Here is a 25,406-nt window from a genome sequence, read left to right on the forward strand (position 1 = left end):
GTGCTTTCATGGCAAACGTGGCAAGTCCCCTGCAGTACGGTGATCCTCCCCGGCTGGGGCCCTACGTCGTGCAGGCGCGTCTGCACACGGCGCCGGCCGGGCTCGTGTACCTCGGCCAGGCGCCCGACGGGCGTGCCGTGTCCGTGGCGGTGCTCACCCGGGGCGCGGCCTTCGACGCCGCGGCGCGCGAGCGGTTCGTCACCGCCGTGCGCGAGGCGGGCGGCAGGGAACGGTCCGGGATGCGGGGGTGGCTGGGGCGTTCCGGCCGGTCGCGCGGGGTCGTGCTGGACGGCGCGCCCGAGGTGCTGGCCTTCGACGGCGGGCGGGCGCCGTGGGTGGCGGTGCCGTACGCGCCGGGACGGCCGGGGGCCGAAAGGTTCCTGGAGCCCGTCATGGTGGGCGGGACGTTCATCGGGGAGGCGCACGGGCCTGACTTCGTGCCGTACTGGCTGACCGATCGCGCGCCGGCGCTGGCGGGGCCCACCCGGCGGCGGCTGCCGCTGACCGAGACCCGCAAGCGGGTGCTGTTCGCCGCGCTGGCTCTGGTGCTGCTGCTCGTGCTGGTGACGGCGATCCTGCTGTTGCTGCTGCTCGGGCGGCAGGACACCGAGCAGCAGCCGCGGCAGTTGCCGCCGACGGTGTTCGTGCCGACGCCGCCGCCGACGCCGGAGACGCCGGTGCCGCAGCCGTCGCCGTCGCAGTCGCCTTCGCCGTCGGAGAGCGGGCAGAGCACGCCGGGGCGCTCGCCCGGGGAGGATCCGGGGGACGAGTCGCCGCTGTGAGCCATTAATCGCTTGAGCCTCACGTAACGTGAGGCTTTAGCTTCCGCAGCATGGAAATCATCATTGAGGACACGCTCACGGCGATGGCCGCCATGCTGGAGCAGCCGCTCGAGCGGCGGCCCGACGCGCTGCGGGAGATGATGGCGCCGACGCGAGCCGCGATCCCGATGCCCGGCGACCTCGTCGACATCCACCACTCCGGCGGCGGCTTCCGGGTCGACGCCGACGACCCGCGCTACCTGCCCGCCGTGCGGCGCATGATCGAGCAGGACGTGCTCGGCCAGGTGCGCGGCGCGCTGACCCGCGCCTCCGAACGGCTGAGCGGTGCCAAGCGGCCCGGCCTGGTGAGGGTCATGTTCGCGCTGGGCAACCCCGACAACGAGCACCTGATGACCACGGCCGGCGGATACTACGGCATGGGAGGCGGCTCGGAGTGGCTGTATCTGCTGGCCTGGCCGTCGGATGAGGTCATCGGGCGGATCGGGGCCCTGGCGGTGCACGAGTTCCACCATCTCGTGCGGTTCACCAACGTCGTGTGGGATCCGGTCGCGGTGACCGTCGGGGAGCACGTGCTCGCCGAGGGGCTGGCCGAGGCGTTCGTGCGGGAGCTGCTGGGGCCGGAGGCGATGGGGCCGTGGTCGTCGATGGTGACGGGGGAGGACTACGAGCGGGCCTACGAGCTGATCACGGCCGACTTCGAGCTGGCCGGGATGCAGCACACGCCGGCGTACGTGCTGGGTGACAGCGCCACGCGTAACTTCGGCGGGGAGCCGCGTGGCATTCCCGACATGGCGGGATACGCGGTGGGGCTGAACCTGGTGGATCGTGTCCTGGCCGCCACCGGGCTGACCGCCGCGGAGGCGACCGTGCTGCCCGCCGCCGAGTTGCTGCGGCGCGCGGGCGTGCGCCCCTGACGGGAGGCGTCCCTTCTCACACCCGCGATTGTCTGTAAATGGAAATTCGCTGACGGAGTAATGCGCTTTACGAGAAATGCGCCGCCAGCGAAAAGTTTCGTTGACGCCGAACGGCTGGGTCTAGCGTTTTCCGCAGAAAGGCACGCAGAGAAAGGAGCGCCCGTCATGACGGAGACCCAGCGCGCGGCCTGGCCTGACCAGCTCAGCCAGCGCCTGCTGAAGGAGCGGATCGTCGTTCTCGGCCAGGAGGTCGACGACGAGATTTGCAACCGCCTCTGCGGAGAGCTGCTTTTGCTGGCGGCCGAGGATCCACAACGCGACATAACACTTTACATCAATTCTCCGGGCGGCTCCGTGCAGGCCGGGATGGCGCTCTACGACATGATGCAGTTCATTCCGTGTGACGTCCAGACGGTGGCGATGGGCTTCGCCGCGTCCATGGGGCAGCTGCTGCTCACGGCGGGAGCGAAGGGCAAGCGGTACGCGCTGCCCAACGCCCGTGTCGTGATGCACCAGCCGCTGGGCGGCATCGGCGGCTCGGCCACCGACATCCAGATCCAGGCCGAGAACATGCTCTACACCAAGCGGCGGATGGCCGAGATCATCGCGCACCACACGGGCCAGCCGCTGGAGCGCATCCAGGCCGACTCCGACCGCGACCGCTGGTTCACGGCCCAGGAGGCACTGGAGTACGGGATCGTCGACCACATCGCAGAAGGGATGAACTGACATGAGCGGCCGTTACGTGCTGCCCTCGTTCACCGAACGCACCTCGTACGGGATCAAGGAGATGAACCCGTACAACAAGCTGTTCGAGGACCGGGTGGTGTTCCTGGCGGCGCCGATCGACGACACCGTCGCCAACGACGTGATGGCGCAGCTCCTGACGCTGGAGTCGCTCGACCCCGACCAGGACATCCACCTGTACATCAACTCGCCGGGCGGGTCGTTCACGGCGATGACGGCCATCTACGACACGATGCAGTTCGTCCGCCCGGAGATCCACACGGTCTGCATCGGCGAGGCGGCCTCGGCGGCGGCGGTCCTGCTGGCGGCCGGCGCGCCCGGCAAGCGCGCCGCCCTGCCGCACGCGCGCGTGCTGCTGCACCAGCCGCACGCCGAGGGCGGGCGCGGGCAGGGCAGCGACCTGGAGATCCACGCCAGGGAGATCCTGCGGATGCGCGACCAGCAGGAGGAGATCCTGGCGCGGCACACGGGCAGGGGGGTGCTGGAGATCAGGAAGGACATCGAGCGGGATCGCATCCTCACGGCCGAGCAGGCACGGGCCTACCGGCTGATCGACGACGTCTACGCCTCGCGGAAGCGGACACTGGCCGTGTCCCGCTGATCAGGCTGCTCGAAGCGGAGTGGCGCGTCCCAGCAGGGGCGCGCCACTCCGCTTTCTAGGCAAAAATTGCGGATTACGTCATAGATTGCTTGCTTTCGGGGGATTCCGTCAGTAAGCATGGAACGCATGCAAGAACCCGACGAGCTGGACCGGGCGATCGTCGCGGCGCTGCAGCTCAACGGCCGCGCCCCCTGGAGCCTGATCGCCAGGCTGGTCGGCGCGAGCGAGTCCACCGTGGTACGCCGCGCCGCCCTGCTCGGCGAGAACGGCCTGCTGCGCGTGATCGGCGTGGTGGACGTGCTGCGCTGCGGCCTGGGCGTGCCGGTGCTCAGCCGGTTCCGGTGCCGCCCCGGCACCACGTACGAGGTGGCCGCGTGCCTGGCGGAACGGCCGCAGGCCAGGTTCGTCTCCGTCGTGTCGGGCAGCGCCGACTGCGTGGCCGAGTTCGTGGTGCCCACGCATGCCGAGATCGGCCGGTTGATGGTGGCCGACGTGCCAGGCGGCGACCGGGTCACCGAGAGCGAGACGCACGCGGTCATCCGCACGTTCGTCTCCAACCACGACTGGAACCCCGGCGTGCTCGACGAGCGGGCCACCGCCGAGCTGCGCGACGCGGCCGAGCCGCCGTTCGAGGACCGGTTCCCGCAGGGCGCCCCCGAGCGGCTGGACGAGCTGGAGCACGCCGTCGTGCGGGCGCTCGGCGAGGACGGGCGCATGTCGTACAAGGCCCTGGCCAAGGTCGTGGGCAGCAGCGAGTCGACCGCCAAGCGGCGCGTGGAGTCGCTGGTGCGGCGCGGCTGCCTGCGCTTCCGCACGCTGGCCGAGCCCGAGGTGCTCGGCTACGCGGTGGAGTTCATGCTGTGGCTGGAGGTCGAGCCCGGCCTGCTGGAACGCGCGGGGCAGCAGCTCGCCGGCCACCCCGCCACCCGCTACCTGTCGGCCACCACCGGACGCTTCAACCTGGCGGGGCAGGTGGCGCTGCGCCACTACGGCGACCTGTTCCGCTACCTGACCGACGACGTCGGCTCCCTGCCCGGGCTGCGTGCCGCCGACGTCACCCTCCAGCTCACCACGCTCAAACGCGCCTGGGTGCCCACCCCCGCCGCACGACCGTAAGTAAGGAAACCCCTCCCCATGACAGAACAGCAGCAGCCCTGGCAGTGGGACGAGCAGACCTGGCGGGGCCACGTCGCCCGCGTGCGCGCCGGCCGCCCCCTGCGCCCCGCCTCCTGGCCCGGCGGCGCCCGCGTCGCCGTCGCGCTGTCCTTCGACTCCGACCACGAGACGATCCCGCTGCGTGACGGCGAGACCAGGCCCGGCAAGCTGGCCCAGGGCGAGTACGGCTCCCGCGTCGGCGTGCCCCGCGTGCTGCGCCTGCTGGAGCGCCACCGCATCCCCGCCTCGTTCTTCATGCCGGCGGTCTCGGCGCTGCTGCACCCCGGCGAGGTGCGCGACTACGTGGCCGCCGGCCACGAGGTCGCCATGCACGGCTGGATCCACGAGCGCAACATGCTGCTCGACCCGGCCGACGAGCGGGAGCTGGCCCTGCGCGCCGCCGACACGCTGGAGAAGCTGTCCGGCGCCCGCCCCGTCGGCATCCGCACGCCGTCGTGGGACTTCTCCGACCACACCCTGGCCATCACCATGGAGCTGGGCCTGCGCTACGACTCCTCGCTGATGGCCGACGACGAGCCGTACGAGCTGCTGGCCGGCGGCGAGCCCACCGGCATCGTGGAGATCCCGGTCGAGTGGATCAGGGACGACGCGCCGTACCTGATGATGGAGCGCTACGGCGCGCTGCGGCCGTACACGCCGCCGCGGCAGGCGGCGGCGATCTGGCGTGACGAGTTCGACGGCGCGCTGGCGGAGGGCGGGCTGTTCCAGCTCACCCTGCACCCGCACATCATCGGCCACCGCTCCCGGATGGCCGCGCTGAGCGAGTTGCTGGAGCACATCACCGCGCACGACGGCGTCTGGTATGCCACGCACGCCCAGATCGCCGGGTACGTCCTGGAGCACGCCGCATGACCGCCACCGCCACCCCCGTCACCCGCCTGACCCCCCAGCAGCGCAAGGCCATCGTGGCCGGCGCCATCGGCAACACCGTCGAATGGGTGGACTGGGCGATCTACACCACGTTCGCCGCGGTGTTCTCCAAGCAGTTCTTCCCCTCCGGCGACGAGACGGTGAGCCTGCTGTCCACGCTGGCCGTCTTCGCCGTCGGCTTCCTCATGCGGCCCATCGGCGGCGCCATCCTGGGCGCGTACGGCGACCGGTACGGCCGGAAGAAGGGTATGACGCTGACCATCTCGCTGATGGCGGCGGCCGCGTTCGTGATCGCCATCTGCCCCGGCTACGAGAGCATCGGCATCCTCGCGCCGATCGTGCTGGTGCTGGCCCGGCTGGTGCAGGGCTTCTCGGCGGGCGGCGAGTTCGGCACCTCCTCGGCCTTCCTGGTCGAGTCCGCCGCGCCGGGGCGGCGCGCGTTCGCCGGGTCCTGGCAGCAGGTGTCGGTCGGCGGCGGCGTGCTGATCGCCTCCGGCCTGGGCACCGTGCTCACCTCCACGCTGGACGAGGCGGCGCTGCAGAGCTGGGGCTGGCGCGTCGCGTTCGTCCTCGGCGGCCTGCTCGGGCTGGTCGGCCTGTGGCTGCGGGTCTCGGTGCCGGAGACCGAGGCGTTCGCCAAGGCCGCCTCCGACGGCAGGACCCGCGCCAACCCGCTCGTCGTGATGGTCAGGGACCATCCCAGGGCGGCGCTGCGGGTGGCCGGCGTGACGATCGCCGGGACGCTGCTGTACTACGTCTGGGTCAGCTACATGCCGACGTACGCGCACGTCGACACCGGCATCCCGCTGAACCAGGCGCTGCTGGCCAACACGATCGCGGTGCTGGTGTTCCTGATCCTGCTGCCGTTCGGCGGGCTGCTGTCGGACCTGGTGGGGCGCAAGCCCACGATGGTCGGCTTCGCCCTGGGGTTCCTGGTGCTGGCCTGGCCGGCGTTCCGGTTCCTCGACGGCGGGTTCGGGTCGCTGCTGGTCATCGAGCTCGTCGGGATGGTGTTCCTGGTCGGCTACTCGGCCAACTGCGCGGCGATCATGGCCGAGCAGTTCCCCGCCGAGGTGCGCACGACCGGGATCGGGCTGCCGTACGCGCTGGCCGTGGCGATCTTCGGGGGCACCGCTCCGTACGTCACCACCTGGCTCAGCTCCAGCGGCCACCGCGACCTGGTGTGGATGTACGTGGCCGCCGCCGCGCTCATCGGCGTGATCGTCTACGCCACCATGCCCGAGACCAAGGGAAAGGAGCTGACATGACCCGCCACGTCCTCGTCACCGGTGCGGCGAGCGGCATCGGCGCCGGCGTGTGCGAGCTGTACGCCGCCGAGGGCGCCGCCGTCACCGCCGTGGACCTGCGGGCGGCAGGACCGCGCTCGATCGTGGCCGACCTGGCCGACGCCGAGGCCGCCGAACGGGTGGTCGAGCGGGCCTGGCAGGCGTACGGGCCGGTGGACGTCGTGGTGAACGCGGCCGGCATCTACCCGGCCACGCCGTTCCTGGAGATGACCGCCGCCCAGTGGGACCGGGTGCAGGACGTCAACGTCCGCGCCCCCATGCTGATCACCGCCGCGTTCGGCCGGGCCTGCGCCGCGGCCGGCCGTCCCGGGGCGGTGGTGAACATCGCCTCGGGCGCCGCGCTGCGCGCCCGCCCGGGCGCGGCGCACTACTGCACGTCGAAGGCGGCGCTGGAGATGCTCACCAAGGCCGCCGCGATCGAGCTGGGCCCGATCGGGGTACGCGTCAACGCCGTCAGCCCCGGCTTCGTCACCGTCGACAGCGCCGCCAACCCGGTCACCGAGGAGTACGCAGCCGCCGTCTCGGCCAACGCCCTCGGCCGGCGCGGCGTGCCCGGCGACGTGGCGCGGGCCGTGCGCTGGCTGGCGGGCGAGGAGGCCGGGTGGGTGACGGGCACCGTCCTGCGCGTGGACGGCGGGGCGTCGGCGGGCACCACCGCCCTGCCCCTGCACTGGAACGGAACGAGCGAGGTGCAACGGGCATGAACTGGAACGGAACGGACGGGGTGCAACGGGCATGAACTGGAACGGAACGGGCGGGGTGCGACGGCCATGAACGACTATGTCATCGTCGGTGGCGGCGCCATCGGCGGCACGATCGCCTTCCACCTGGCCGAGGCCGGGCACGAGGTGCTGCTCGTGGACGCCGACCCCGCGCACGTGGCGGCGGTCCGCGCAGGCGGCCTCGTCCTGCGCGGCGCGGACGGCGACCGCCGCGTCCGGGTGCGCGCCGCCACCCCCGAGGAGGCGGACGGGCCGCTGCGGCACGTGCTGCTGTGCGTCAAGGCGCAGGCCACCGCCGGCGCGGCCGGCTGGATCGCGCCACGGCTCGCCCCCGACGGGTATGTCGTCTCGGTGCAGAACGGCCTGAACGAGCAGCTCATCGCCTCGTACGTGGGCGACGCGCGGACCGTCGGCGCGTTCGTCAACATCTTCGCCGACGTGGTCGAGCCGGGCGTGATCAAGGACGGGGGGCCGGGCGCGTTCGTGATCGGCGAGGTGGACGGCGGCTCCAGCCCGCGCGTGGACCGGCTCGTCGCCGACCTGGCCGGGCTCGGCGCCAAGGCCACCGGCAACGTCGGCGGTTACCTGTGGGCCAAGCTCGGGTTCGGCGCCATGCTGAGCGCGACCGCGCTGGCCGACGCGCCCATGGCCGGCCTGATCGACCGGCACCGGCCGCTCATGCACGCGCTGGTGGCCGAGGTGTTCACCGTGGCGGGCACGCTGGGGCTGCGGCTGGAGCCGTTCGACGCGTTCGACGCGCGGGCGTACCTGCCGGGGGCGCCTGAGCAGGCGCGGGAGGAGGCGACCGACCGGCTGACGGCGTGGCTGCGTACCCAGCCGAAGGACCGCAGCGGCATCTGGCGCGACATCGCCGTCCGGCACCGGCCGATCGAGGTGCACGACCACTACCGGCCGGTGTTCGCGCAGGCGCGGGCGGCGGGGGTGGCCACGCCGCTGCTGAGCGGCATGCTGGCGCGGCTGGCCGAGGTGGAGACGGGCCGCTCGCCGATGAGCGAGCGGCATCTCACCGAGCTGCTCGCCTCCTGAGAGCTGAGCCCTGAGAGCTGTCGCCTCCTGAGAGCTGAGCCCTGAGAGCTGTCGCGTCCTGAGAGCTGAGCCCTGAGAGCTGAGCTGCTCGCGTCCTGAGGGCATCCCCGCCGGGCTACGATCGCGTCATGGCCGGTCGTTCAGCCGCCCTCGCGAGGGCCACGCGCGGGCGGGGCGAGCCATGGAGCCGTTGACGTTCGACAGCCGCGACCTCGGGCAGACCGAGGAGTTCCTCAGCAAGGTCTACGCCAGAATGCGCCTCGGCTCCGACGCGGAGCGCCCGCGCACCACGGTCTCCCGCCAGGTCCTGGGGCCGATCGGCGTCGACCGGGTGCGGCTCGACTGCACCATGGACTACGAGGTGCATCCGCTCGGCAAGCTGTGCCTGCTCCTGGTGAAGTCGGGAACCATCGCGCAGCAGGTCGCGGGCCAGGAGCAGGAGGTGTTCGGGCCGGGCGACGCCGTGTTGTTCGCGCCGCCGGACCGGCCCTACTCCGGCCGGATCCGCCACGCGGCCGGCACCTTCGTCCTGCTCGGCGACGCGCTGCTGGAGGAGGTGGCCGGCGCCGCCGGGGACCGCGCGCCCGGGCCCGTGCGGCTGCTGGGACACCGGCCCGTCTCCGCCCTCGCGGCCCACCACCTCCAGCGGACGATCACCTACCTGCGCGACGACGTCCTGGCCGACCCGGACCTGGCCGGCGAGCCGCTCGTCGTCTCCACGGCCGGGCAGCTCCTGGCCGCCAGCGTCCTGGCGGCCCTGCCCAGCAACGCCGCGGCCGCGTCCGACGCCACCGGCGCCGACCGCCACGACGCCCACCCCCAGACGCTGCGCCGCGCCGTCGCCTTCATCGACGAGCACATCGGCATGCCCATCGGCATCGCCGACATCGCCGCCGCCTGCGGCGTCACCGCCCGCGCCCTGCAGTACGCCTTCCGCCGGCACCTGAACACCACCCCGCTGCGCTACCTCCGCCAGGCCCGCATGGCCCGCGCGCACGCCGAGCTGCGGTCCGGCGACCCCGCCGAGACCACGGTGGCCGCGATCGCCGCCCGCTGGGGCTTCTTCCACCCGGGCAAGTTCGCCCTGTCCTACCGGGCCGCCTACGGGTGCGCGCCCAGTGACACATTGCACGTTTACCCCGAACCGATTTCGCTGATGGGACAGCAGAGGGCGGATCCCTTCGCCTAGTGTGCTGACCGGGCACGGTCGCAGGGCGAAGAGTGAAGTGACAACGATCGACGCCGTGCCGGCACAGATCCCCCGGACGATGGAGCCCACGCTGGAACAGATGCACACGACCGCGTCCAGGCTCGTCCTTCCGGCACCGCGACCGCAGGCCGCCAAGGCGTCATGTCGTCCCTGAAGCTGACCTGCCGGGAGCTGCCCGGCGGCGTGCTGATCGCGGTGGCGGGCGAGCTCGACTCCACCAACGCCGACGACCTGGAGAGCTACGCCGAGCGGCGCCGCCTCCCGGGGCCGGGCATGGTCCTCGACCTGACCGGATTGACCTTCATGGACAGCCGCGGCCTGCACGTCCTGTTACGGCTGAACGCCGCCGTCCGCGAGCAGGGCGGGCTGCTGCGCCTGGCGGGTGTGCAGGACGTGCCCGCGCGCGTCCTGCAGATCACCGGGGTGTGGCTGGCCCTGCACATCCATCCCGACGCCCGGCACGCCGCCACCGCGATGCGCGAGCACCAGGCGGCCGCCAGGCCGACCTGACCCGGGCGTCACGGCGTGCCGCGCTGTCCTGTCCAATAGGTGTGACCACCGGCGGCGGCAGCGAGGAGAACACCGTGGCGGCTCACGGCCTGATGTCCCTGCTGCACGCGGTGGCGGTGGCGGCCGGCTGCGGGCTGGCTCTCGCGCCCGCCCTGCTGCCCTCCGGGCGCGCCGCCAGGAAGTGGCCGTACGCCGCGATGGCGTTCGGCATGGCGGCCGGGCATCTGAACGGGCTCTTCCTCGTCGTCGCGGTGCTCGTGCTGCTGACCGCCGGCTGGCTCTGCGGCTCACCCTCCCGCCGGGCCGAACTCGGCCACCACCTCCAGGACTTCGTCGTCATGTCCGTGCTGCTGGTGCTGGCGGCGCTCGGCGGGCCCGCGCTCGCCGGAGACCCGTCCGGGCACGCGCACGGCGCAGGGGGGCTGGCGGCGGCGGCCCTGGTCATCGGGGTGGTCTGGACGTGCGCGCGGCTGGTGCGCGTCGTGGCCGGGCGGCACGGTGATCGCGGGACGTTCGAGCGGGACGCGTGCTCGGCGGGGATGGCGGCCAGCATGACGTTCATGGCCGCGCTCGCCCTGTGAACGTCCGAACCGCGGCCGGTCCTGCGTTAGTTCCCGTGCGGATCGGCGGCGTTCAGCATCGCCACGACCTGCTCATAATCACCCCGCGCCTCCCCGTACCGCAGGAACTTCACCCGCTCCACCTGGATCTCCTTCGCGTCCGGCTGCGTCTCCAGCAGCTCCACGACCTCCGCCACGAACTCCTCCAGCGGCATCGCGAACTCGCTCTCCTCCTGCCCGGGCAGCAGCGCCGTCCGCACGGACGGCGGCTCCAGCTCCACGACCTGCACCCCCGTACCGTCCAGCTGCAGCCGCAGCGACTCACTCAGCATGTGGATCGCGGCCTTGGAGGCGTTGTAGCTCGGCGTCACCCTGAGCGGCGCGAACGCCAGACCCGAGGAGACCGTGACGATCGTGGCGCCCGGCCGCGTCTGGAGATGCTCGACGAACGCGGCGATGAGCCGGATCGGGCCCAGCACGTTGGTCGTCACCACCTCCTCCGCCGAGGCCAGGAACGACTCGGGCCGCCGCCAGTCTTCGATCCGCATGATGCCGGCCATCGTGATCAGCACGTTGAGGCCGGGGTGGCGGGCCAGCACCTGCTTGGCCGCGGCCTCGATGCTCGCCGCGTCCGTCGTGTCGATGCGTACCGTGCCGAGGCCGGGGTTCTCGGCGGCGATGCGGTCGAGCAGGTCCGTGCGGCGGCCGCCGATGATGACCGTGTTGCCCTTGGCGCGGAGGGCGAGGGCGAGGGCGAGGCCGATGCCGCTGGTGGCGCCGGGGATGAAGATGGTGTTTCCGGAGATGTTCATGTCTTTGAGCTTGGCGCGATTTCCGGTGCGGGTGCAGAGAGCGGTCATCGGGGGATCGGCGATCCCCCGATCGCGCGAGTGAATGCCGCTGTCCATGCTCCGGACACGTCGCTGAGCTCCTGTTTCTCCTTTGGTGGGCGGGGTGGTGCGGGTGGAGGGAGGAGCGGGGAAGGCCCGGTCGATCGCCGATCAGGTGCGCGCCGAACTCGTCGTGGACGCGCTGCGGGCCGCGGCGCACACTCGCGTGGCGCGTTCGGCACCAGTGCCGACAAACGCGGCGGCCGAGTCCTTCAACGCGAGTCTGAAACGTGAGACGCCACAGGGCGCGCACCGCTGGCCTGACGCCCGCACCGCCCGCCTGGCCGTGTTCCGCTGGATCACCCGCTACAACACGGTCCGACGGCACTCCCACCTCGGCCAGCTCAGCCCGATCGACTACGAGAAGACGGCGCCAGCGGGACGAACTGCGTCAGCAGGCGGACTCCACCCGGAGCCGGAGCGCAGTGACCCTGCTGGAGCTGGAGGCGTTGCAAACGCGGTTACGGCAGGAGCGGTACGCCGGTGCCGGCGCGCTCAGTTTCACCGAGACGCGCAAGGTCGGAACGGGTGAGGTCGTCGCCGTGTCCGTCCATAAGGCCGATCGCTCCCGACGCCCTGGCAAGCCATGTGGAAAATCTCGGCCAGACGCCGGTGGAGCAGTGCAAGACCTGCATGAGAGCACCTTGCGCCCGGCCAAGCCGCGACGGCCACGCCGCTCGCTGGACAACAACCAGGCCGACCTGTGGGCCAGCCTGACGGGCGGAGGTCAGCGCATTCAGGTGTTCCTGGAGGAGATCCAGGTCTCGCAGATCAAACCGGGCGACGATCTGGCGGCGAAGGTGCCCGAAGGCATGACCTGGGTGGGGCCAGACCAAGTACGAGTGAAAGGGGCAGCGTCCCTTCCCGCCTCGGAGAAGTCGCTGATCAGTGGGTACGGCGACGGGGTGCTGGGGCCTCGGTGGCCGCCGAGGTGGGGTGGCGGCGCTGTGGCAGCAGATGGGCGGTGCCGCGCTCCCAGTACACCCATTTGATCGCGCCGCCCTTGGCCTGGACAGGCGCCCGCCTATGCTCCAGGTCCAAGTCTTCGACGTTGAGCGCCAGGATCTCCGCGGCCCAGGCGGCGGTCTCGTAGAGCATTCGCCACAGGGTCTTCTCGCGCAGTGGGATGTCGCGGCGCGACAGTAGCCGGTGGATGGTGGTCTTGGCGACCGCGCGGGTCTCGTCGACGCTCTCCTTGCGGCGTTCGGCGTCGGCCGGGACCGAGGGCGCGGCCCAGTGCTTCTTGGTCTGGCACCAGGTCAGCCAGGAGATGACGGCGGCGCGGTTGCGGTTCCAGGTGGCTGGCGCGCTCTCGCCCCATGGCTCGGTGAGCGCGGCGCCGATCTCGGCGTCGGTCACGTCGGCGAGCGGCCGGTCGCGGCCGAGCCGCTCGATGGTGCGGTCGATGGCCGAGGCGCAGGCGCGGTGGGTGTCGGGGCTGGCCGTGCGCGGGGTGGCCAGGAAGGCATCGCCGCCGTGGCCAGAGTGACGTGTCCGCCACGCAGAGCGGAAACCTTCGGCGTCGCGTTCACGCCGGTCGCCGCGCGACGGCCGTCGGGATGTACCGGATGACGTGCCGGAGTCGCGCACCGCCCCGGCGAAAGATCAACCGCCCCATTTCCACGAGGGCCGACGATGATCAGGCAAGGATCGCATTCACAAGGCCGCCGTCGATGACCAGGTCCTGGCCATTGATGTAGGACGCCTCACGGGAGGCGAGAAACGCCACTGCTGTGGCGACCTCCTCCGGCCGGCCGAACCTCCCCGCCGCGATACGACCGGTGATGGCCGTAGTCTCCGTCCCGCTCAACGCCGCAGCGGGATACATCGGTGTGTCGATGTATCCGGGACTGATCGAGTTGACGCGGATGCCCCGGGGCGCGAGATCCGCCGCAAGGGTGCGGGCCAGGTTGTGCACGGCCGCCTTGGTAGCCGAGTACAGCGTGAGAATGCCGTTGCCGCGGTGCAGGGTCCAGGAGGCGTTGATGACAACGGAGCCGTTCTCGGTGATCAGCGGCAATGCCTTCTGGATCGTGAAGAACACGCCTTTGAAGTTCACGTCGACGGTGTGATCGAAGTCGGTCTCGGTGATGTCGGCGAAGGGCGCGAAGGCGCCCACTCCGGCGTTGGCGAAGACGACGTCCAGCCCGCTGAAGCGCGTCCTGATCGTGTTCATCAGGGCGTCCAGAGCCTTGAGGTCGGCTGTGTCCGCCACCACGCCGAAAGCGCGCGGGCCGAGCACGGCGGTGGCCTGGTCCACGCGTTGCCGGGTGCGGCCGGTGACGACCACGTGGGCGCCCTCGGCGATGAGGCGGTGTGCGGCGGCCAGTCCCATGCCGCTCGTGCCGCCGGTGATCAGGGCGGTCTTGTCGGTGAAGCGTGTCATGCGAGTGCTCCGGAGATCCAGTCGGCGGCCGTGGCCAGCCAGTCGGGGCGGGCGTTGCCGAGCAGGTGATCACCATGCGGCAGGCACATGTAGTGCCCGTGCGGTGCCAGGCGGGTCAGCGGCTCGCCGTTGGTCACGCCGGGGATGACGTCCTGGCCGCCGTCGATGACCAGCAGCGGGCAGGTGATCTGCGGGGCGAGGGCGGACAGGTCCACCTGGCCGGCGAAGCGGCGGGCCGCTTCTTCGCCCCCGGCCCGCTGGATGAGGAGGTCCTGTACGGGAGGTGGCAGGACGTCCCAGTGCAGCCGGAAGGGGCCGCTGACGGTGACGGCGGCCGCGACGCGGCTCTCCCGGGCGGCGCTTTCCGCGACGTAGTAGCCGCCGAGGCTGAGCCCGACGAGTCCCACGTTCCGCGGGCGGAGTGTGTCGATGACCTGGCCGATCACATGGTGGTAGTCGGCGCGGACGGTGCTGGTGGCGGCGAGTGCGCCCTGTCCTGGCCCGTCCACGGCGAACACGGCCAGGCCCCGGCGCAGCAGGGCGGTGACGAGGTCGTGGAACTCCTCCTTACCGGAGTCCAGCCCCGGGACCACCACCACCGTCGCGGCGGCATCGGCTGGGCCGCGCAACCAGCCGGTGAAGCCCGGCCCTTCGATCCGGCGCGCCTGCGGATCCAGCAACTCCAGCGCCCGTCCCATGGCGGTGTCGGCCTCGGCCGCCGCGAGCGCGCTCTGCCGGTTCGGTCCCAGGGTGGCGAAGTGGAACCAGCGCGCCGCCGCCTGGAGGTGCTCGCCCGCCGAAATCGTCGTGGCCGCCTGCCCGGCGCGCGCCAAGTACCCACGTGCGGCGCGCATGAAGGCCTCGCCCCACTGGTCCAGGTCCGTCAGTTCGCCGGTGACGCGCAGGTACTCATGCGGGTCCAGCCCGGCTCCGGCGGCGCGTGACAGGTTGGCGGCGGCGAAGTCCGCGGCGCTCATCGCGATGCTCCGATCGTCAGTACGGCCTTGCCGCGGATCCGGCGTTCCCGCAGGTCGACCAGGACGTCGGCGGTGCGGCTCCAGTCGGCGGTGCGGCCGATCTCGGGGTGCAGCCGCCCGCCGGCCGCCAGACGTACCAAGGTGGCCAGGTCAGGACCGTACGGCGCGCCCGCGTAGTGGAAGTGCCGGATCACGGCGTTCTGCGGCCCGGCCAGCAGGTCGAAGAAGTCCACCGTCGCAGGGGTACGGCTGGCCTGCCCGAACCACACCAGCAGGCCGGCCGGCACCAGCCGGGCCAGCGCGGCCGGGAGCGCCTCGCCGCCGGTGGACTCCAGCACCACGTCGAACGGCCCGTCCGTCTCGTTCACGTCGTGCACGACCGCGGCGGCGCCCAGCTCGCGCAGGCGCGCGCCGCGCTCCGCCGTGGCAGTCACCGCGGTCACCTCCGCCCCGGCCGCGGCGGCCAGCTCGGTCAGGTAGTGCCCCACTCCGCCGGAGGCGCCGGTCAGCAGCATCCTCTTGCCCGTCACGGCGCCGGCCGCGCGGAGCAGCCGCAGCGCGGTGATCCCGGCCAGTGGCAGGGCGGCCGCCTGCACGGTGGTGAGCCCGTCGGGCAGGACGGCGATCGAGTGGGTGGGCACGGCCGCGTACTCGGCCCAGCCGCCCATGGGTGGATGGCCTGCCACCCGGCTGCCGGCCGGCGGGCCCGAGCCGTCGGAGGCGGCCTGCACGACCAGTCCTGCGACGTCCTTGCCCGGCTGCAGACCGGGCTCCGGCGTTTCCAGCAGGAACGTCTCCCCGCGATTCGGGGAGAACGCGTCAACCTTGATCAGCGCCTCGTCCGGGGCGGGCACGGGCTGAGCGGCCTGGGCGAACTCCACCGGCCGCGAGGCATCCCCCGTAGGGATCAATCTACGCATGCGGCCATGAAAGCGGCAGGCGGGTCGCCTGAGCCAACAACGGAAGCGAGGAGCCGACAACCATAGGTTGTCGCCTATGGTGACAGCCGTGGACTTGGACCTGGCGCAGGTGCGCGCGTTCGTACAGGCGGCAGAAGAACTGCACTTCGGCCACGCGGCCGAGGAATTGTTGATCTCCCAGCAGGCTCTGTCCAAACGGATCGCCCGCCTGGAGTCCACGCTCGGCAGGCGCCTGCTCGACCGCGGCGGCCAGGGGGTGCGCCTCACCGAGGCCGGCCAGCGTTTCCTGGAGCCCGCCCGGCAGGCGCTGGCCGCCGCCGACGTGGCCGTGGCGGCTGTGCTGGACACGCACCGCCCGCTGCGGATCGACGTGTGGGGCCACCTGTACGCGCCCATGCGCACCCTGGCTCAGGTGGCGACCGGCGAGCCGCGGCTGGAACTGGGCCACGGCCGCGACCTGCCGTCGGTGATCACCGCGCTGCTGCACGGCGACATCGACGCCGCCTTCGGCCGCGTCCACGCGCCGCTGCCCGCCGGGCTGACCCATCGCCTGGTACGGCTGGAACCCGTGGACGCGATCCTCCACGCCGATCATCCGCTGGCGCACGCGCCCGCGATCCGTCCGGTGCAGTTGCGCGACGGCGTACTGTGGACGCCCGGCGCGCTCCACCGGCTGGACTTCCTGCACCGCTTCGCCATGGCCTTCGGTATCCACCAGCACGCCGAAGGCGCGAACCTGGGACTGGACCACTTCCTGGACGATCTGGCAGCCGACAGGCACCGCTTCAGCCTGCTGCCCGCAGACATACCCCTCCCGCCGCATCCGGCGATCCGCTCGATCCCGCTGATCGACCCCACACCGCTGTACGCCTGGTCACTGCTCTGGCGCGACAACGGAGGCCACCCACTGCTGGACACCTTGACAAGCGCCTTCGTGACGGAGGCCGAGCGCAACCGGTGGCTGGAGCACGATTCCACCCGCGATTGGCTACCCGAACGCCACAGCACGGACGCCAGCGCATTGACTACATCATGAGGAGCTGTGATCAGTAGGCGGCGGAGAAACATGAGGTGGCGCCTGAACCACCGCACCGTCCCGCCCGGAGGTCCGCTCACGCCGCGGTGAGATCGAGCCGGTCATGCAGTTGCGGGCCGATCGGGAGCGGGCGCCGGCGACGGACGTCGACGAGTACGTGATCAAGAACGTCGACGCCGCCCCGCCCCCATTCCTGGCGGGGCGCGTCACGGAGTCAGGAAGCCGGTGATGGAGCGCCGAAGGTTGTCGCCCGCGCCCGCCTCCACCTTCCTCACCCGGTGGAACGTGCCAGCCACCATCACCACGAGCCGGTTCGGCCGGGGCGCGATGGACGTGGCCGGCACGGGAGCGTTCATCAGGTCCTTGGGGACGTCGAACTCGGCACACGGCACCTCGCCGACCGGGCAGTCGAACAGCTCCAGCTCGCCGCCCCACGTCGCCCGCCACTCGCCCGACAGGTAGAGCGTGTACGCCGCCCCCCGGCCGCTCCCGTCGTCGTGCCAGTCCAGCCCGGACCCCCGGCCGTACCGCCAGAACTTGAACCGGTCATTGTCCGCCGCCGTCACGCCGAGCGCGTCGAGGCCCCTCCTGACGGCCGACGTCACCTCTCCGGCGTGCTCCTCGCCGGCTTTCGCGGAGGCGTACGACGCGTCGGCGTAGAACGCCACTCCGTCGAACATCGGATCGACCGAGCTGAAAGTGGGCCGGTGCCGCACGGCCCGCTCCTCCTCCCGCCAGGCGGCCAGGGCGTCCTGGGACAGGGCGTTGTCGACCACCACGAACCGCCGCCCCTGTACGAGGGTCACGGCCTCGGCGGTCCGTCCGTCATGAGCTGCCACGCTCGCGCCTCCTGATCTCCTTGGACATGGCCTTCCGCCTCGCCTTCTCGGCCGCCCTCGCGACCGGATCCCGGGGAGGCCGACGAGGGCACCCCCTGCCACGCCGGGTCACCGGCGCCGTCCTCGAGAGCGCGGTCCCGCAGCCCCGAACGCGGGACCGCCCAGAGGAGCACCGCCGCCGCCGTGGCGACGATGACGGCCGCCAGCCCGGCCAGGTACGCCGTCCGGCCCACCAGGTTCGCGAACGGCAGCGCGATCACGAAGCCCAGCGGCACCATCGCCGTGGTCATGGTCGTCTCGAACGATCCGACCCGCGACAACATCGGCTTGGGGACCGTGAGCTGCACGAGGGTGTCGAAGACGACCCCGGCGACCCCCGCCGCCAGAGCCGCCAGGAACAGGGCGCCCGCGACCACGACCAGATGCCGGCCGTACGCGAGAGCCAGGAGCTGCACCGGCATCGAGACGACCAGCAGGGCGACGGTGAGCAGCCCACGCCATTCGACGCGCACGTGCCCGCTCACCAGCGCTCCCAGCAGCCCGCCCGCGGCCAGGAACGTCACGATGACGCCCCACTGCTCGATGCTCCCGAACCTGTCCTGCACGGTGATCGGTCCGAGCACGCTCACCGAGGCCAGCCCGACCTGCACCGGAACCCAGACGAGGATCGCGCCCAGGACCAGCGGCAGGCGGGGCATGACGCGCACCGCGTCGAGGAACCGCACGCGCTCCCCCGCGCCGCCGTCATCGTCCTCGGCGGGTCCGCGCTGCGGCGGCCGGGCCCGGATCAGCCGCCTCAGCCAGGCGAGCGAGACGAGGGAGACGACGAAGGTGGCGGCGTCGAAGAAGAGCGCCAGCGGCACGCCTCCCACCACCACCAGCAGCGACGCGAGCGCGGGCCCGGCCAGCCGTCCGGTGTCCCCGGCGACGTCGAGCCAGGAGTTGGCCTTCTGCAGCTGGGCGGGGCGGACCAGCTCGGGGAGCAGCCCGACGGCGCCCGGCGTGAAGAAGGCCGTCGCCGCGCCGTAGACGGCCGCGGACACGACGAGGTGCCAGAGCTCCGGGCTCCCGAGGGCGAAGGTGATCGCCGGAAACACCTGGGCGGCCAGGCGGACGGCGTCCGCGCCGAACATGACCGGCAACCGCCCGACCCGGTCCGGCAGGCTGCCTCCGTACGCGATGAAGACGAACCTCGCCAGCCACAGGGCCAGCAGCACCATCGGGATGCCCCGCCCGTCGGGCGCGACGGCCAGGGCGGCGAACGCGAAGGTGACCGAGACGATTCCGTCCCCCAGCTGTGAGACCGCCTGCCCCGCCAGGTAGACCCTGTAGAGCGGCGACGACAGGGGCGAGCCGGGTACGGCGGGAGCGTCGGTCATGCGTCTTCTCCGGCGAAATCGTGCACCGGCGAGCCCCGCCCCACCACCTGCCCCGCCTCCGCGAGCTGGACGGTCTCCACGAGATCGGCCAGATGGGCGGCCGTCAGGTGGCGGCCGGACGGGGAGGGGCACGCCTCCACCAGGTCGCTCGCGACCAAGCGGCCCGCTGCGGCGACGCTTCGTACCAGGGCCGTCAGCGTCGCGGGGTCGAGGCCGCCGCCGGCGGGATAGACGACATCGGGAGCGTACGCCGGGTCCAGCACGTCGATGTCCACCGTGAGGTGCACGGGCGCGCCGGCGCAGAACCGCGCGATCGTGTCCGCCGCCTCAGGCGCGCGGGCCTCGTCGGCCGTCAGGTAGGAGACGCGCCCGTTCGTGGCCTGGTCCAGGTTCGTGTCGACGCCACGCACGCCGATGGTGAGCCATTCGACGTGGGGATGCTCGCAGAGCACCCAGCTGACGAAATTCCCGCAGTCCGCGGTGACCGCGTTCCCGGCCGGGCGGCGGTCGGCGTGCGCGTCGAAGTGGACGACGCGCAGCGCCGGATGCCTGCCCGCGACCGTGCTGATCACCGGGTAGCCGATCGAGTGGTCCCCGCCGATCACCAGAGGCCGGTGGCCCTGCGCCAGGACGGTGCCGACGAGGGCCCGCAGCCGCTCGTGGGCCGCCGCCCCCGTGTCGGTCTGCGCATGGACCGCGAGGTCACCGTGATCCACGAGGCCGGGCAGTCCCTCGGCCGGCCGGGCCCGCAGCGTCCACGACCAGGTGCCCGGCTGGGCCAGAAGCCGGAGCCTGCCCGCGAGGGCCTGGCGGATCACGGGGACGGCGTCCTTGGGCCGGGGGCCGGGAGGGCCTCCCAGATCCACCGGCGCTCCGATCAGTCCCCATACGGCCGCGGCGGCCCTGGTGCCCGCGGGCAGGGACAGCGGGGTCCCGGCCGGCCGCGCGAGCCCGCCGGTCGCCGCCGCCGAGGCGTCCGGCGGCACGATCAGGCGGATCCTGCGCAGGGCCTTTTCCGCCTCCTCAGTGAGCCGCACCGCTGGCGCGCCGTCACGGCGTTCCCCCAGCTCCCACAGCTCTCGCAGGGGCGGGGTCAAGGTGAGCCGCGTGCCCTCGGCCTCGTTGACGAGGTCGCCGCCCTGGATCCGGAACGCCGGGTTGAGGACCCACGGGGCCCCGGACTGGTCCACGCTCGTCATGGCGAGGCTCACCAGGCCTGCTCGACCAGGAGGAGCCCGGCGCGGACCAGCGAGTCAAGCGCCTGGTCGATCTCCGCGTCGGTCAGGGCGATGCCCGCCGTGTCCTCGCGCAGCGTGGTTCGCCCCGCCGACCACTCGTTCATCCAGGGTGCGAGACGGCAGTCGATCCTGAGCCGCACGCCGAGGCTCTCGATCGCCATCAGGCCGTTCCCGGCCTCGACCAGTGGCGGGAACCGGGCCGCCCACCTGAGCCGGGTACCGGTGTACGGGACGCTCTCCACCGACCACGGGAGCGACAGGCCCTCGCGCCTTTCGAGCGACTGCGCGGAACGCACCTCCCGCGCCCGGTGCACGTCCGAGGCCAGGGCGGTCATGAGGGAGTCGAGCTCGCCGCCGTCATCGGGCGTCCCCTCGGTCCTGGGCCGGTTGGACCAGGCGTCCAGCGCGGTCCGCGCGAGATCTTCGGGGGTGGACGCGTGCAGGCCGAAGGTCCAGTGCAGGCTCGGCCCGATGCCGGTGGCCTCGTGGTCCCATCCCCGGGGGATGTGCCACACGTCGCCGGCGTGCATGTCCGCCTCCTCGATCAGCCGCGCGCCGGGCCCGGAGCCCTCCCAGATCCGCCAGTGCTTGCTGCCCTCCGCCTGGAAGATCACCGTGGCGTGGCCGTCCGCGTGGCGGCCGAACGCTGACTGCGTCGTCCAGCAGGCGTAGCAGTTCACCCAGGCCGGGTCGTCGGCGAAGTACTCGAACTCCTCCCGCAGGCGAGCAGGGCCCACGTGGAGGCGGTCGGCCCTATTGGCGACGAGGGTCGCGCCGGAGCGGAGGTACTCGACCATGGCGCCGTAACGCCAGTTGCGGTGCACGATGTCGCCGCCGTCGATCCGCGTGCTGATGTAGGTGCCGGGATAGGCCATGGGTTCGGACGACAAGCGGATCATCAGCGGTTCGATCGTGGTCGTTCTCATGATGTGGTCGATGACGCCCCATCCGAGCGACGCGTGCCACGATCCCTGCGGGACCCGGCCGACCAGCAGCTCGTTCCCGAACGACTTGCGCCAGACGGACTCCCCGCCGAGCGCGTCGACGATGTTCTCCCACGACAATGTCATGACTGTGTCCCAACGCTCCGAAGGACGCCCACGCGGACCAGGGCCCGCACAGCGGCTCGCAGCTCTGGCGTGGTGGCCGCGTCGCGCAGCTCGTCGGCGCCGACGAGGACGCCGGGCTTCAGCAGGCGGGCCAGCTCACCGAGATCGACGGAGAGCTCTCTTCCCAGGGCGAAGACGCTGTGGTCGGCGATCACGACCGGCAGGCGGGTGACTGTATAGGGTGGACCTTGATCGCTGGTTCTGCCGGGGAACCGGGGCGGCGAGCCGTACCCGCACGACCGGCGGAGCATCGCCTGTCGCCGCACGGCCCGCTCGACGCCGTCGTCGCCGAGGGCGTCCCGGAAGGCATCGATCGCGCCGGCGACCGGATCCCCGTCGGCCTGTTCCTGGTGCTGGGCGTTCCGGCGGCGCAGCTGGTGGAACAGCGCGTCCGTGGCGGTCTGCCCGGGATCTTCCGGATACACCGTGAGCCCCAGGAACAGCGACGGGCCGTCATTGCGGAAGAGGTGGTACATCCCCGCCGGGATCAGCAGGAAGTCACCGGGCGCGAGGCGGACGCTGTCCGCCGACGGCAGAAGAGGCTCCGCGTCCAGCGTGTGCGGGCGCCCCTGGCCGAGTGCCGGCAGGCTCAGACCTGGCCAGGTCCACGCCGTCTTCGCCGCCGGGCCGAGGTGGAAGATGAAGGAGGGCTCCGGGTCGGTGTGCACGCCGAACGGGGTGGTGCCGGAACTGGCCACGAAGCAGTACCAGTCCACCCCTCTCGTCAGCGGAACGCCCGCCGATTCGAGCGGGAGGACGAAGCCGGTGTAGAGAAGCTCGGCGAGCTCGGCGTCCCAGGAGTCCAGGCCGTTGATCGCCAGGCAGATGTCGTTCTTTCCGGTGCGGGTGGAAAGCCAGGAATGGACCGGGGACCGCCCGGAAAACGCCCCCGATATCAGTTTTTCCGAGGCGTCATAGTCGAGGCAGGTGTCACGGAACGCTCTCATGGCGGGCAGATCCGTGTCGTCGCCGTCCACTCTGGTGGTGGCGGCCCGGAGAGCGCCGAGAACGAGGTCCGCGAGAACGTCCGGTTCGCGGATCAGGCCGGGAATGTGCACGCGTTCGGCGAAATGCGGCCCGTCCCGCTCGCAGAGTTTCCGCCAGGTGCCTTCGTCCAGCAAATCTCAGACCTCCGGAATCGTGCGGTGAATGGTCCCGTCAAGCCGCCTGACCAGCCCGGCGGGCGCGGGAACCCATCCTGTGCTCAGACAAGTCCCGCGCCCACCGGCTTGCGGATCAGTGACCGACGTCCCGCTGCGGCCGCATCCAGAGCTGCCGGTCCTGCAAGGCGGCGACCGACTCCTCCGACACGATGATGTCCGCGATGTCGACGAGAACGGGGCCCCGCCCTTCGTGCCGGTCGAATTCGTTGTGCGACGTCATTTCCATGTAATTCCCTTCTTGTTGTCGCGGGCCCGCGACGTGCACGGACCCGGTAACAGGAATCAGCGGCTCCGAACCGCGGGAGAACCCGTGCCGCAGCGTCACGGGCATGCCGGCTTTTCTTGTGCCGCTGAGGGCGTTATCGCTGAGTCTTCACCCGTGGAAGGGCGTTCGCCCAGGTCACCGACCGGGCATTCTCCGGACATTCACCGGGCGAATCCGTGGCCCCCGCCGCTGGGCCACCGGTTGCTGACGGCTCAGGTGTCGCCCGCCCGCGCGGCGCGGCCGGGGCGGAGGGCCGGGATGAGGAAGAAGATGCCGCCCGGGATGGCGTAGCCGGCCGCGTTGAACAGCGTCGGGCTCTGCGCGGAGGCGCCGGCGATGAAGGACACGACGGCGGCGGGACGGCTGGCGGACAAGCCTGCGACCTTGGTCTTGTCCTGGGCGGCCAGGGCGTGGCGGACTTGGCGTTCGATCAGGCAGATCACGGTGATCAGCGCGTTGATGCGGCGGTTGTTCTTCAGATACAGGTGGGTGACGGCCGAAATTCCTCGCTTGAGCTGTGTTCAGCTTGGTGGGATTGCTCCCGGTCTGTCACGGACCGTGACGGCGTGTTGACGTACGCTGCGGCCGGTATGACGAGGAGGTTGATGACGGCGACCGGTTGATGGCAGTTCGGGCAGCTTTGCGCGGTGCTCGGGGCTGCTGGCACTCCTGGAGGAGGGCTACGTCTACCGGTGGCGAGATCATCCTGGCCGGGCGACGCCCGTCGGCCCAGCTCATCCGGGCGGAGGAACGCCCGCCGACCTCCTCGGCCAAGGAGGCGCTGGGCCTGGCCGGAGACGAGACCGACCACGAGCCCATCGCGCTCGAGACCACGTACTTCCCCAGCGCGCTGACCCCCGGTCTGCTGGAACAACCCCTGACCGGCTCGCTCTGGCACATCCTGCGCACCCGCTATGCCGTCGTGCCCACCGATCGCCGCCGCCGTCATCCGGTCCATCGTCATCGACGACGCCTCCTGCGCCCGGCTCAAGGTCCGCAGCGCCTCCAGCGGCATCCTGCTCACCCGGCGGACCCATGACGGTGAGGGGCGCTGTATCGAGTTCGCGCGTGATGTGTACCGGGCTGACCGCGCCTCCTTCAGGCCCGCATCCCGATACCCGTCTGAGCGCGGTTGCGCGCGGCAGGGGTGAGCCGGCCGCGGCGAAGGGGGTCCTGCGGGTGAGCGGGATGCGGCTCGCCTTCCGCCATCCTCTGGAACGCAGTGCCGCCTGCTACCTGGTCCCGCTGACCGACTGACTCGCGATGTCCACCGCGTGCTGGCCGGGGCGACGGCCGATCCGGTCCGCCCGCCCTCTTGTGGCGAGGGCCGCTGTTCGGATCGGTGCGGGAAGGCCGGGCGTGAGTCGCCTGGCAGTTCCCGACAGCACTTCCCGACCGTGTATTTGGCCACGGAACCCCAGGAACCTCCACGCTTCAATCGGTGTGCACGGGCGACGCCGCGAAAGAGGCCGCCCACAGACACCACCGATCACAGGGGGATCCCCATGCGGAACCGCATCGGCGCAACGCGAACCACCGGGCTGCGCGCGCTCCTCGTCGGCACGGCGATGGCCGTGCCGCTGCTCGCCTTCACCGGTCCTGCGCACGCCGCCGGCACCGTCAGCAACAGCAACGGGCGTCTGGCCATCACCTCGACGACCACGAACAACGCCATCACGGTGAGCGTGTCCGGCTCGAACTTCCGGGTCTCCAACACCCTCACCACGCTCTCGGCGGGCGGCTCCTGCGTACAGGTCAACGCCAACACCGTGGACTGCGCGGCATTCAGCGTCAGCGACATGACCGCGAACCTCAGCTCCGGCACCGACCTGCTCATCAACAACACCTCGCTGCCGTCGCTGGTCTTCCTCAGCTCGGGCGGCGACATCTTCCAGGGCGGCTCCGGCCAGGACCTGGTCAACGCCGGCAGCGGCAACGACACCCTGACGGGCAACGGCGGCAACGACACGCTGCTCGGCGGCCTCGGCTCCGACCGCGCCACCGGCGGTGCCGGGACCGACAGCTGCACCGCCGAGGTCGAGGTCACCTGCGAGTCCTGACCGGGGCGTGCACCGCGCGGGGCCGTGGTCGCCGCGAGCTGGGCCCGCTGCGGTCTGCTCGGCGCTGCGCCGGCGGCGATCCTGTCTGTGCCGCTTGCGGTGCTGCTCGATCACGCGCCCGTCGTGGCCGAGGGGTTTGGCCTGCCCCTCAAGCAGGAACGGCGTACGCTGTTGCGCGGCGAGCGCGGTGCGGTGGTGAACACTCCGCCATGTTCTGATCCGGTCCGCGACCGGGCATGCTGAGGCGTTACGACCGGGCGACCATGCTGGATCGGTCGGGACAGGCGCCGAAGCCCGTCCGGTTGGGTTGCACCATCTCATGGTGGTGCAACTCGTCGGCTCCCATCTGTCAGTGACATCAGGCAGGTGAACGCTCTCGCGGGCGTCATCGTCATGTGGTTCATCGCGATGCGGCGGACGAAGGGCGGGGCGGACATCGGCGAGGATGATGGTGACGCCCGCGGCCGGATGTTCGGCCGTGGATATGTGGTGATCGTCGTTCTTGAAGTGGCTGCCTTGTTCGGCGGCATCCAGGCGCTCCGTCTGCTGGGATGGCCGACTGTGGCGGGCGTGGCCTGGACGGCGCTCATCGTTGGCATGCCTTTCGTCAGCGGCGTGCTGTCGGGCATGGTCCTGCTGTCCGGATAGGTCGTCTACGCGTACCAGCAGTTCTCGCGCATCGCAGCGCTGAAAGCGGG

Annotated in this window: 31 protein-coding genes and 1 pseudogene; 20 read left to right on the top strand and 12 right to left on the bottom strand. The window is 71.6% G+C overall.

Going from position 1 to position 25,406, the window contains the following annotated elements; all coding sequences use genetic code 11:
- The first annotated feature begins 8 nt into the window (after positions 1-8).
- From FXF51_RS00575 to FXF51_RS00630, 12 genes are all read left to right on the top strand, one after another.
- On the top strand, positions 9-782 hold the full coding sequence (locus FXF51_RS00575) for a hypothetical protein (RefSeq protein WP_148432206.1): 774 nt from the start codon (positions 9-11) through the stop codon (positions 780-782).
- A gap of 50 nt (positions 783-832) precedes the next feature.
- The gene (locus FXF51_RS00580) at positions 833-1,696 is read left to right on the top strand and encodes a DUF2268 domain-containing protein (protein WP_148432207.1); all 864 of its coding nucleotides are present in this window, start codon (positions 833-835) and stop codon (positions 1,694-1,696) included.
- A 165-nt stretch (positions 1,697-1,861) separates the two neighbouring features.
- Positions 1,862-2,425, top strand: a complete 564-nt coding sequence (locus FXF51_RS00585) for a ClpP family protease (protein WP_148432208.1) — start codon at positions 1,862-1,864, stop codon at positions 2,423-2,425.
- 1 nt (position 2,426) lies between these two features.
- Entirely contained in the window at positions 2,427-3,044 is a 618-nt protein-coding gene (locus tag FXF51_RS00590) for an ATP-dependent Clp protease proteolytic subunit (protein ID WP_148432209.1), read from the top strand.
- Between the two features lie 126 nt (positions 3,045-3,170).
- A complete protein-coding gene (locus FXF51_RS00595) occupies positions 3,171-4,160 on the top strand; it encodes an Lrp/AsnC family transcriptional regulator (protein WP_222871060.1) in 990 nt (329 codons plus the stop codon).
- An 18-nt stretch (positions 4,161-4,178) separates the two neighbouring features.
- The gene (locus FXF51_RS00600; RefSeq protein ID WP_148432211.1) at positions 4,179-5,072 is read left to right on the top strand and encodes a polysaccharide deacetylase family protein; all 894 of its coding nucleotides are present in this window, start codon (positions 4,179-4,181) and stop codon (positions 5,070-5,072) included.
- Entirely contained in the window at positions 5,069-6,358 is a 1,290-nt protein-coding gene (locus FXF51_RS00605; protein WP_148432212.1) for an MFS transporter, read from the top strand. The genes FXF51_RS00600 and FXF51_RS00605 overlap by 4 nt, the downstream gene beginning before the upstream one ends.
- Positions 6,355-7,101, top strand: a complete 747-nt coding sequence (locus FXF51_RS00610) for an SDR family NAD(P)-dependent oxidoreductase (protein ID WP_148432213.1) — start codon at positions 6,355-6,357, stop codon at positions 7,099-7,101. Before FXF51_RS00605 ends, FXF51_RS00610 begins: the two co-directional genes overlap by 4 nt.
- A 66-nt stretch (positions 7,102-7,167) precedes the next feature.
- Complete coding sequence (locus tag FXF51_RS00615) at positions 7,168-8,166, top strand: ketopantoate reductase family protein (protein ID WP_148432214.1); 999 nt, start codon at positions 7,168-7,170, stop codon at positions 8,164-8,166.
- Between the two features lie 181 nt (positions 8,167-8,347).
- The gene (locus FXF51_RS00620; RefSeq protein WP_148432215.1) at positions 8,348-9,355 is read left to right on the top strand and encodes a helix-turn-helix transcriptional regulator; all 1,008 of its coding nucleotides are present in this window, start codon (positions 8,348-8,350) and stop codon (positions 9,353-9,355) included.
- 162 nt (positions 9,356-9,517) lie between these two features.
- Positions 9,518-9,886: an STAS domain-containing protein gene (locus tag FXF51_RS00625; protein WP_148432216.1), complete on the top strand. Its 369-nt coding sequence runs from the start codon at positions 9,518-9,520 to the stop codon at positions 9,884-9,886.
- A gap of 41 nt (positions 9,887-9,927) precedes the next feature.
- Positions 9,928-10,467: a hypothetical protein gene (locus FXF51_RS00630; RefSeq protein ID WP_148432217.1), complete on the top strand. Its 540-nt coding sequence runs from the start codon at positions 9,928-9,930 to the stop codon at positions 10,465-10,467.
- 26 nt (positions 10,468-10,493) lie between these two features.
- Here the strand turns inward: FXF51_RS00630 and FXF51_RS00635 are convergent, their stop codons facing one another.
- Entirely contained in the window at positions 10,494-11,258 is a 765-nt protein-coding gene (locus FXF51_RS00635) for an SDR family oxidoreductase (RefSeq protein WP_148432218.1), read from the bottom strand.
- A gap of 240 nt (positions 11,259-11,498) precedes the next feature.
- Between FXF51_RS00635 and FXF51_RS62335 the strand changes: the two are divergent.
- A pseudogene (locus FXF51_RS62335) lies at positions 11,499-11,730 on the top strand (integrase core domain-containing protein); the annotation flags it as partial.
- 491 nt (positions 11,731-12,221) lie between these two features.
- Here FXF51_RS62335 and FXF51_RS00645 read toward each other — a convergent pair.
- The 4 genes from FXF51_RS00645 to FXF51_RS00660 are packed head-to-tail and all read right to left on the bottom strand — an operon-like array spanning position 12,222 to position 15,619.
- Positions 12,222-12,926 (bottom strand): site-specific integrase, encoded by a 705-nt coding sequence (locus FXF51_RS00645; protein WP_187414079.1) that lies wholly within the window; start codon positions 12,924-12,926, stop codon positions 12,222-12,224.
- A 49-nt stretch (positions 12,927-12,975) separates the two neighbouring features.
- Positions 12,976-13,722 (bottom strand): SDR family oxidoreductase, encoded by a 747-nt coding sequence (locus FXF51_RS00650; protein ID WP_148432220.1) that lies wholly within the window; start codon positions 13,720-13,722, stop codon positions 12,976-12,978.
- Positions 13,719-14,699, bottom strand: coding sequence for an alpha/beta hydrolase (locus FXF51_RS00655; RefSeq protein WP_148432221.1), 981 nt, complete (start codon positions 14,697-14,699; stop codon positions 13,719-13,721). The genes FXF51_RS00650 and FXF51_RS00655 overlap by 4 nt, the downstream gene beginning before the upstream one ends.
- Complete coding sequence (locus FXF51_RS00660) at positions 14,696-15,619, bottom strand: zinc-binding dehydrogenase (RefSeq protein ID WP_148432222.1); 924 nt, start codon at positions 15,617-15,619, stop codon at positions 14,696-14,698. Before FXF51_RS00660 ends, FXF51_RS00655 begins: the two co-directional genes overlap by 4 nt.
- An 88-nt stretch (positions 15,620-15,707) precedes the next feature.
- Between FXF51_RS00660 and FXF51_RS00665 the strand changes: the two genes are divergently transcribed.
- Positions 15,708-16,655, top strand: a complete 948-nt coding sequence (locus FXF51_RS00665) for a LysR family transcriptional regulator (protein ID WP_148432223.1) — start codon at positions 15,708-15,710, stop codon at positions 16,653-16,655.
- Between the two features lie 103 nt (positions 16,656-16,758).
- Complete coding sequence (locus FXF51_RS62340; protein ID WP_262379225.1) at positions 16,759-16,884, top strand: hypothetical protein; 126 nt, start codon at positions 16,759-16,761, stop codon at positions 16,882-16,884.
- Here FXF51_RS62340 and FXF51_RS00670 read toward each other — a convergent pair.
- The 7 genes from FXF51_RS00670 to FXF51_RS00700 all read right to left on the bottom strand — a co-directional run bounded on the left by FXF51_RS00670 (position 16,862) and on the right by FXF51_RS00700 (position 23,091).
- Positions 16,862-17,494: a 2OG-Fe(II) oxygenase gene (locus tag FXF51_RS00670; RefSeq protein ID WP_148432224.1), complete on the bottom strand. Its 633-nt coding sequence runs from the start codon at positions 17,492-17,494 to the stop codon at positions 16,862-16,864. The genes FXF51_RS62340 and FXF51_RS00670 overlap by 23 nt on opposite strands.
- Complete coding sequence (locus FXF51_RS00675; protein WP_148432225.1) at positions 17,458-18,873, bottom strand: MFS transporter; 1,416 nt, start codon at positions 18,871-18,873, stop codon at positions 17,458-17,460. The genes FXF51_RS00670 and FXF51_RS00675 overlap by 37 nt, the downstream gene beginning before the upstream one ends.
- Positions 18,870-20,084, bottom strand: coding sequence for an arginase family protein (locus FXF51_RS00680; protein WP_148432226.1), 1,215 nt, complete (start codon positions 20,082-20,084; stop codon positions 18,870-18,872). Before FXF51_RS00680 ends, FXF51_RS00675 begins: the two co-directional genes overlap by 4 nt.
- On the bottom strand, positions 20,081-21,181 hold the full coding sequence (locus tag FXF51_RS00685; RefSeq protein WP_148432227.1) for a JmjC domain-containing protein: 1,101 nt from the start codon (positions 21,179-21,181) through the stop codon (positions 20,081-20,083). The genes FXF51_RS00680 and FXF51_RS00685 overlap by 4 nt, the downstream gene beginning before the upstream one ends.
- Positions 21,178-22,341, bottom strand: coding sequence for a hypothetical protein (locus tag FXF51_RS00690; RefSeq protein WP_187414080.1), 1,164 nt, complete (start codon positions 22,339-22,341; stop codon positions 21,178-21,180). The genes FXF51_RS00685 and FXF51_RS00690 overlap by 4 nt, the downstream gene beginning before the upstream one ends.
- Positions 22,342-22,456: 115 nt before the next feature.
- Positions 22,457-22,714, bottom strand: a complete 258-nt coding sequence (locus FXF51_RS00695; RefSeq protein ID WP_148432229.1) for a hypothetical protein — start codon at positions 22,712-22,714, stop codon at positions 22,457-22,459.
- 146 nt (positions 22,715-22,860) lie between these two features.
- Positions 22,861-23,091, bottom strand: a complete 231-nt coding sequence (locus FXF51_RS00700; protein ID WP_148432230.1) for a hypothetical protein — start codon at positions 23,089-23,091, stop codon at positions 22,861-22,863.
- A 197-nt stretch (positions 23,092-23,288) separates the two neighbouring features.
- Here FXF51_RS00700 and FXF51_RS00705 point away from each other — a divergent pair, with 197 nt between their 5' ends.
- The 5 genes from FXF51_RS00705 to FXF51_RS00725 all read left to right on the top strand — a co-directional run bounded on the left by FXF51_RS00705 (position 23,289) and on the right by FXF51_RS00725 (position 25,356).
- Entirely contained in the window at positions 23,289-23,687 is a 399-nt protein-coding gene (locus tag FXF51_RS00705; protein ID WP_187414081.1) for a UTRA domain-containing protein, read from the top strand.
- Positions 23,611-23,799 (top strand): UTRA domain-containing protein, encoded by a 189-nt coding sequence (locus FXF51_RS63630; RefSeq protein WP_411268339.1) that lies wholly within the window; start codon positions 23,611-23,613, stop codon positions 23,797-23,799. Before FXF51_RS00705 ends, FXF51_RS63630 begins: the two co-directional genes overlap by 77 nt.
- Positions 23,800-24,153: 354 nt before the next feature.
- Entirely contained in the window at positions 24,154-24,708 is a 555-nt protein-coding gene (locus FXF51_RS00715; protein ID WP_148432233.1) for a calcium-binding protein, read from the top strand.
- Between the two features lie 24 nt (positions 24,709-24,732).
- Positions 24,733-24,951, top strand: coding sequence for a hypothetical protein (locus FXF51_RS00720; protein ID WP_148432234.1), 219 nt, complete (start codon positions 24,733-24,735; stop codon positions 24,949-24,951).
- 123 nt (positions 24,952-25,074) lie between these two features.
- Positions 25,075-25,356, top strand: coding sequence for a hypothetical protein (locus FXF51_RS00725; protein ID WP_148432235.1), 282 nt, complete (start codon positions 25,075-25,077; stop codon positions 25,354-25,356).
- Positions 25,357-25,406 lie beyond the last annotated feature (50 nt).

The organism is Nonomuraea sp. PA05 (genome assembly GCF_008086045.1).
Taxonomy (GTDB): Bacteria; Actinomycetota; Actinomycetes; order Streptosporangiales; family Streptosporangiaceae; genus Nonomuraea; species Nonomuraea monospora.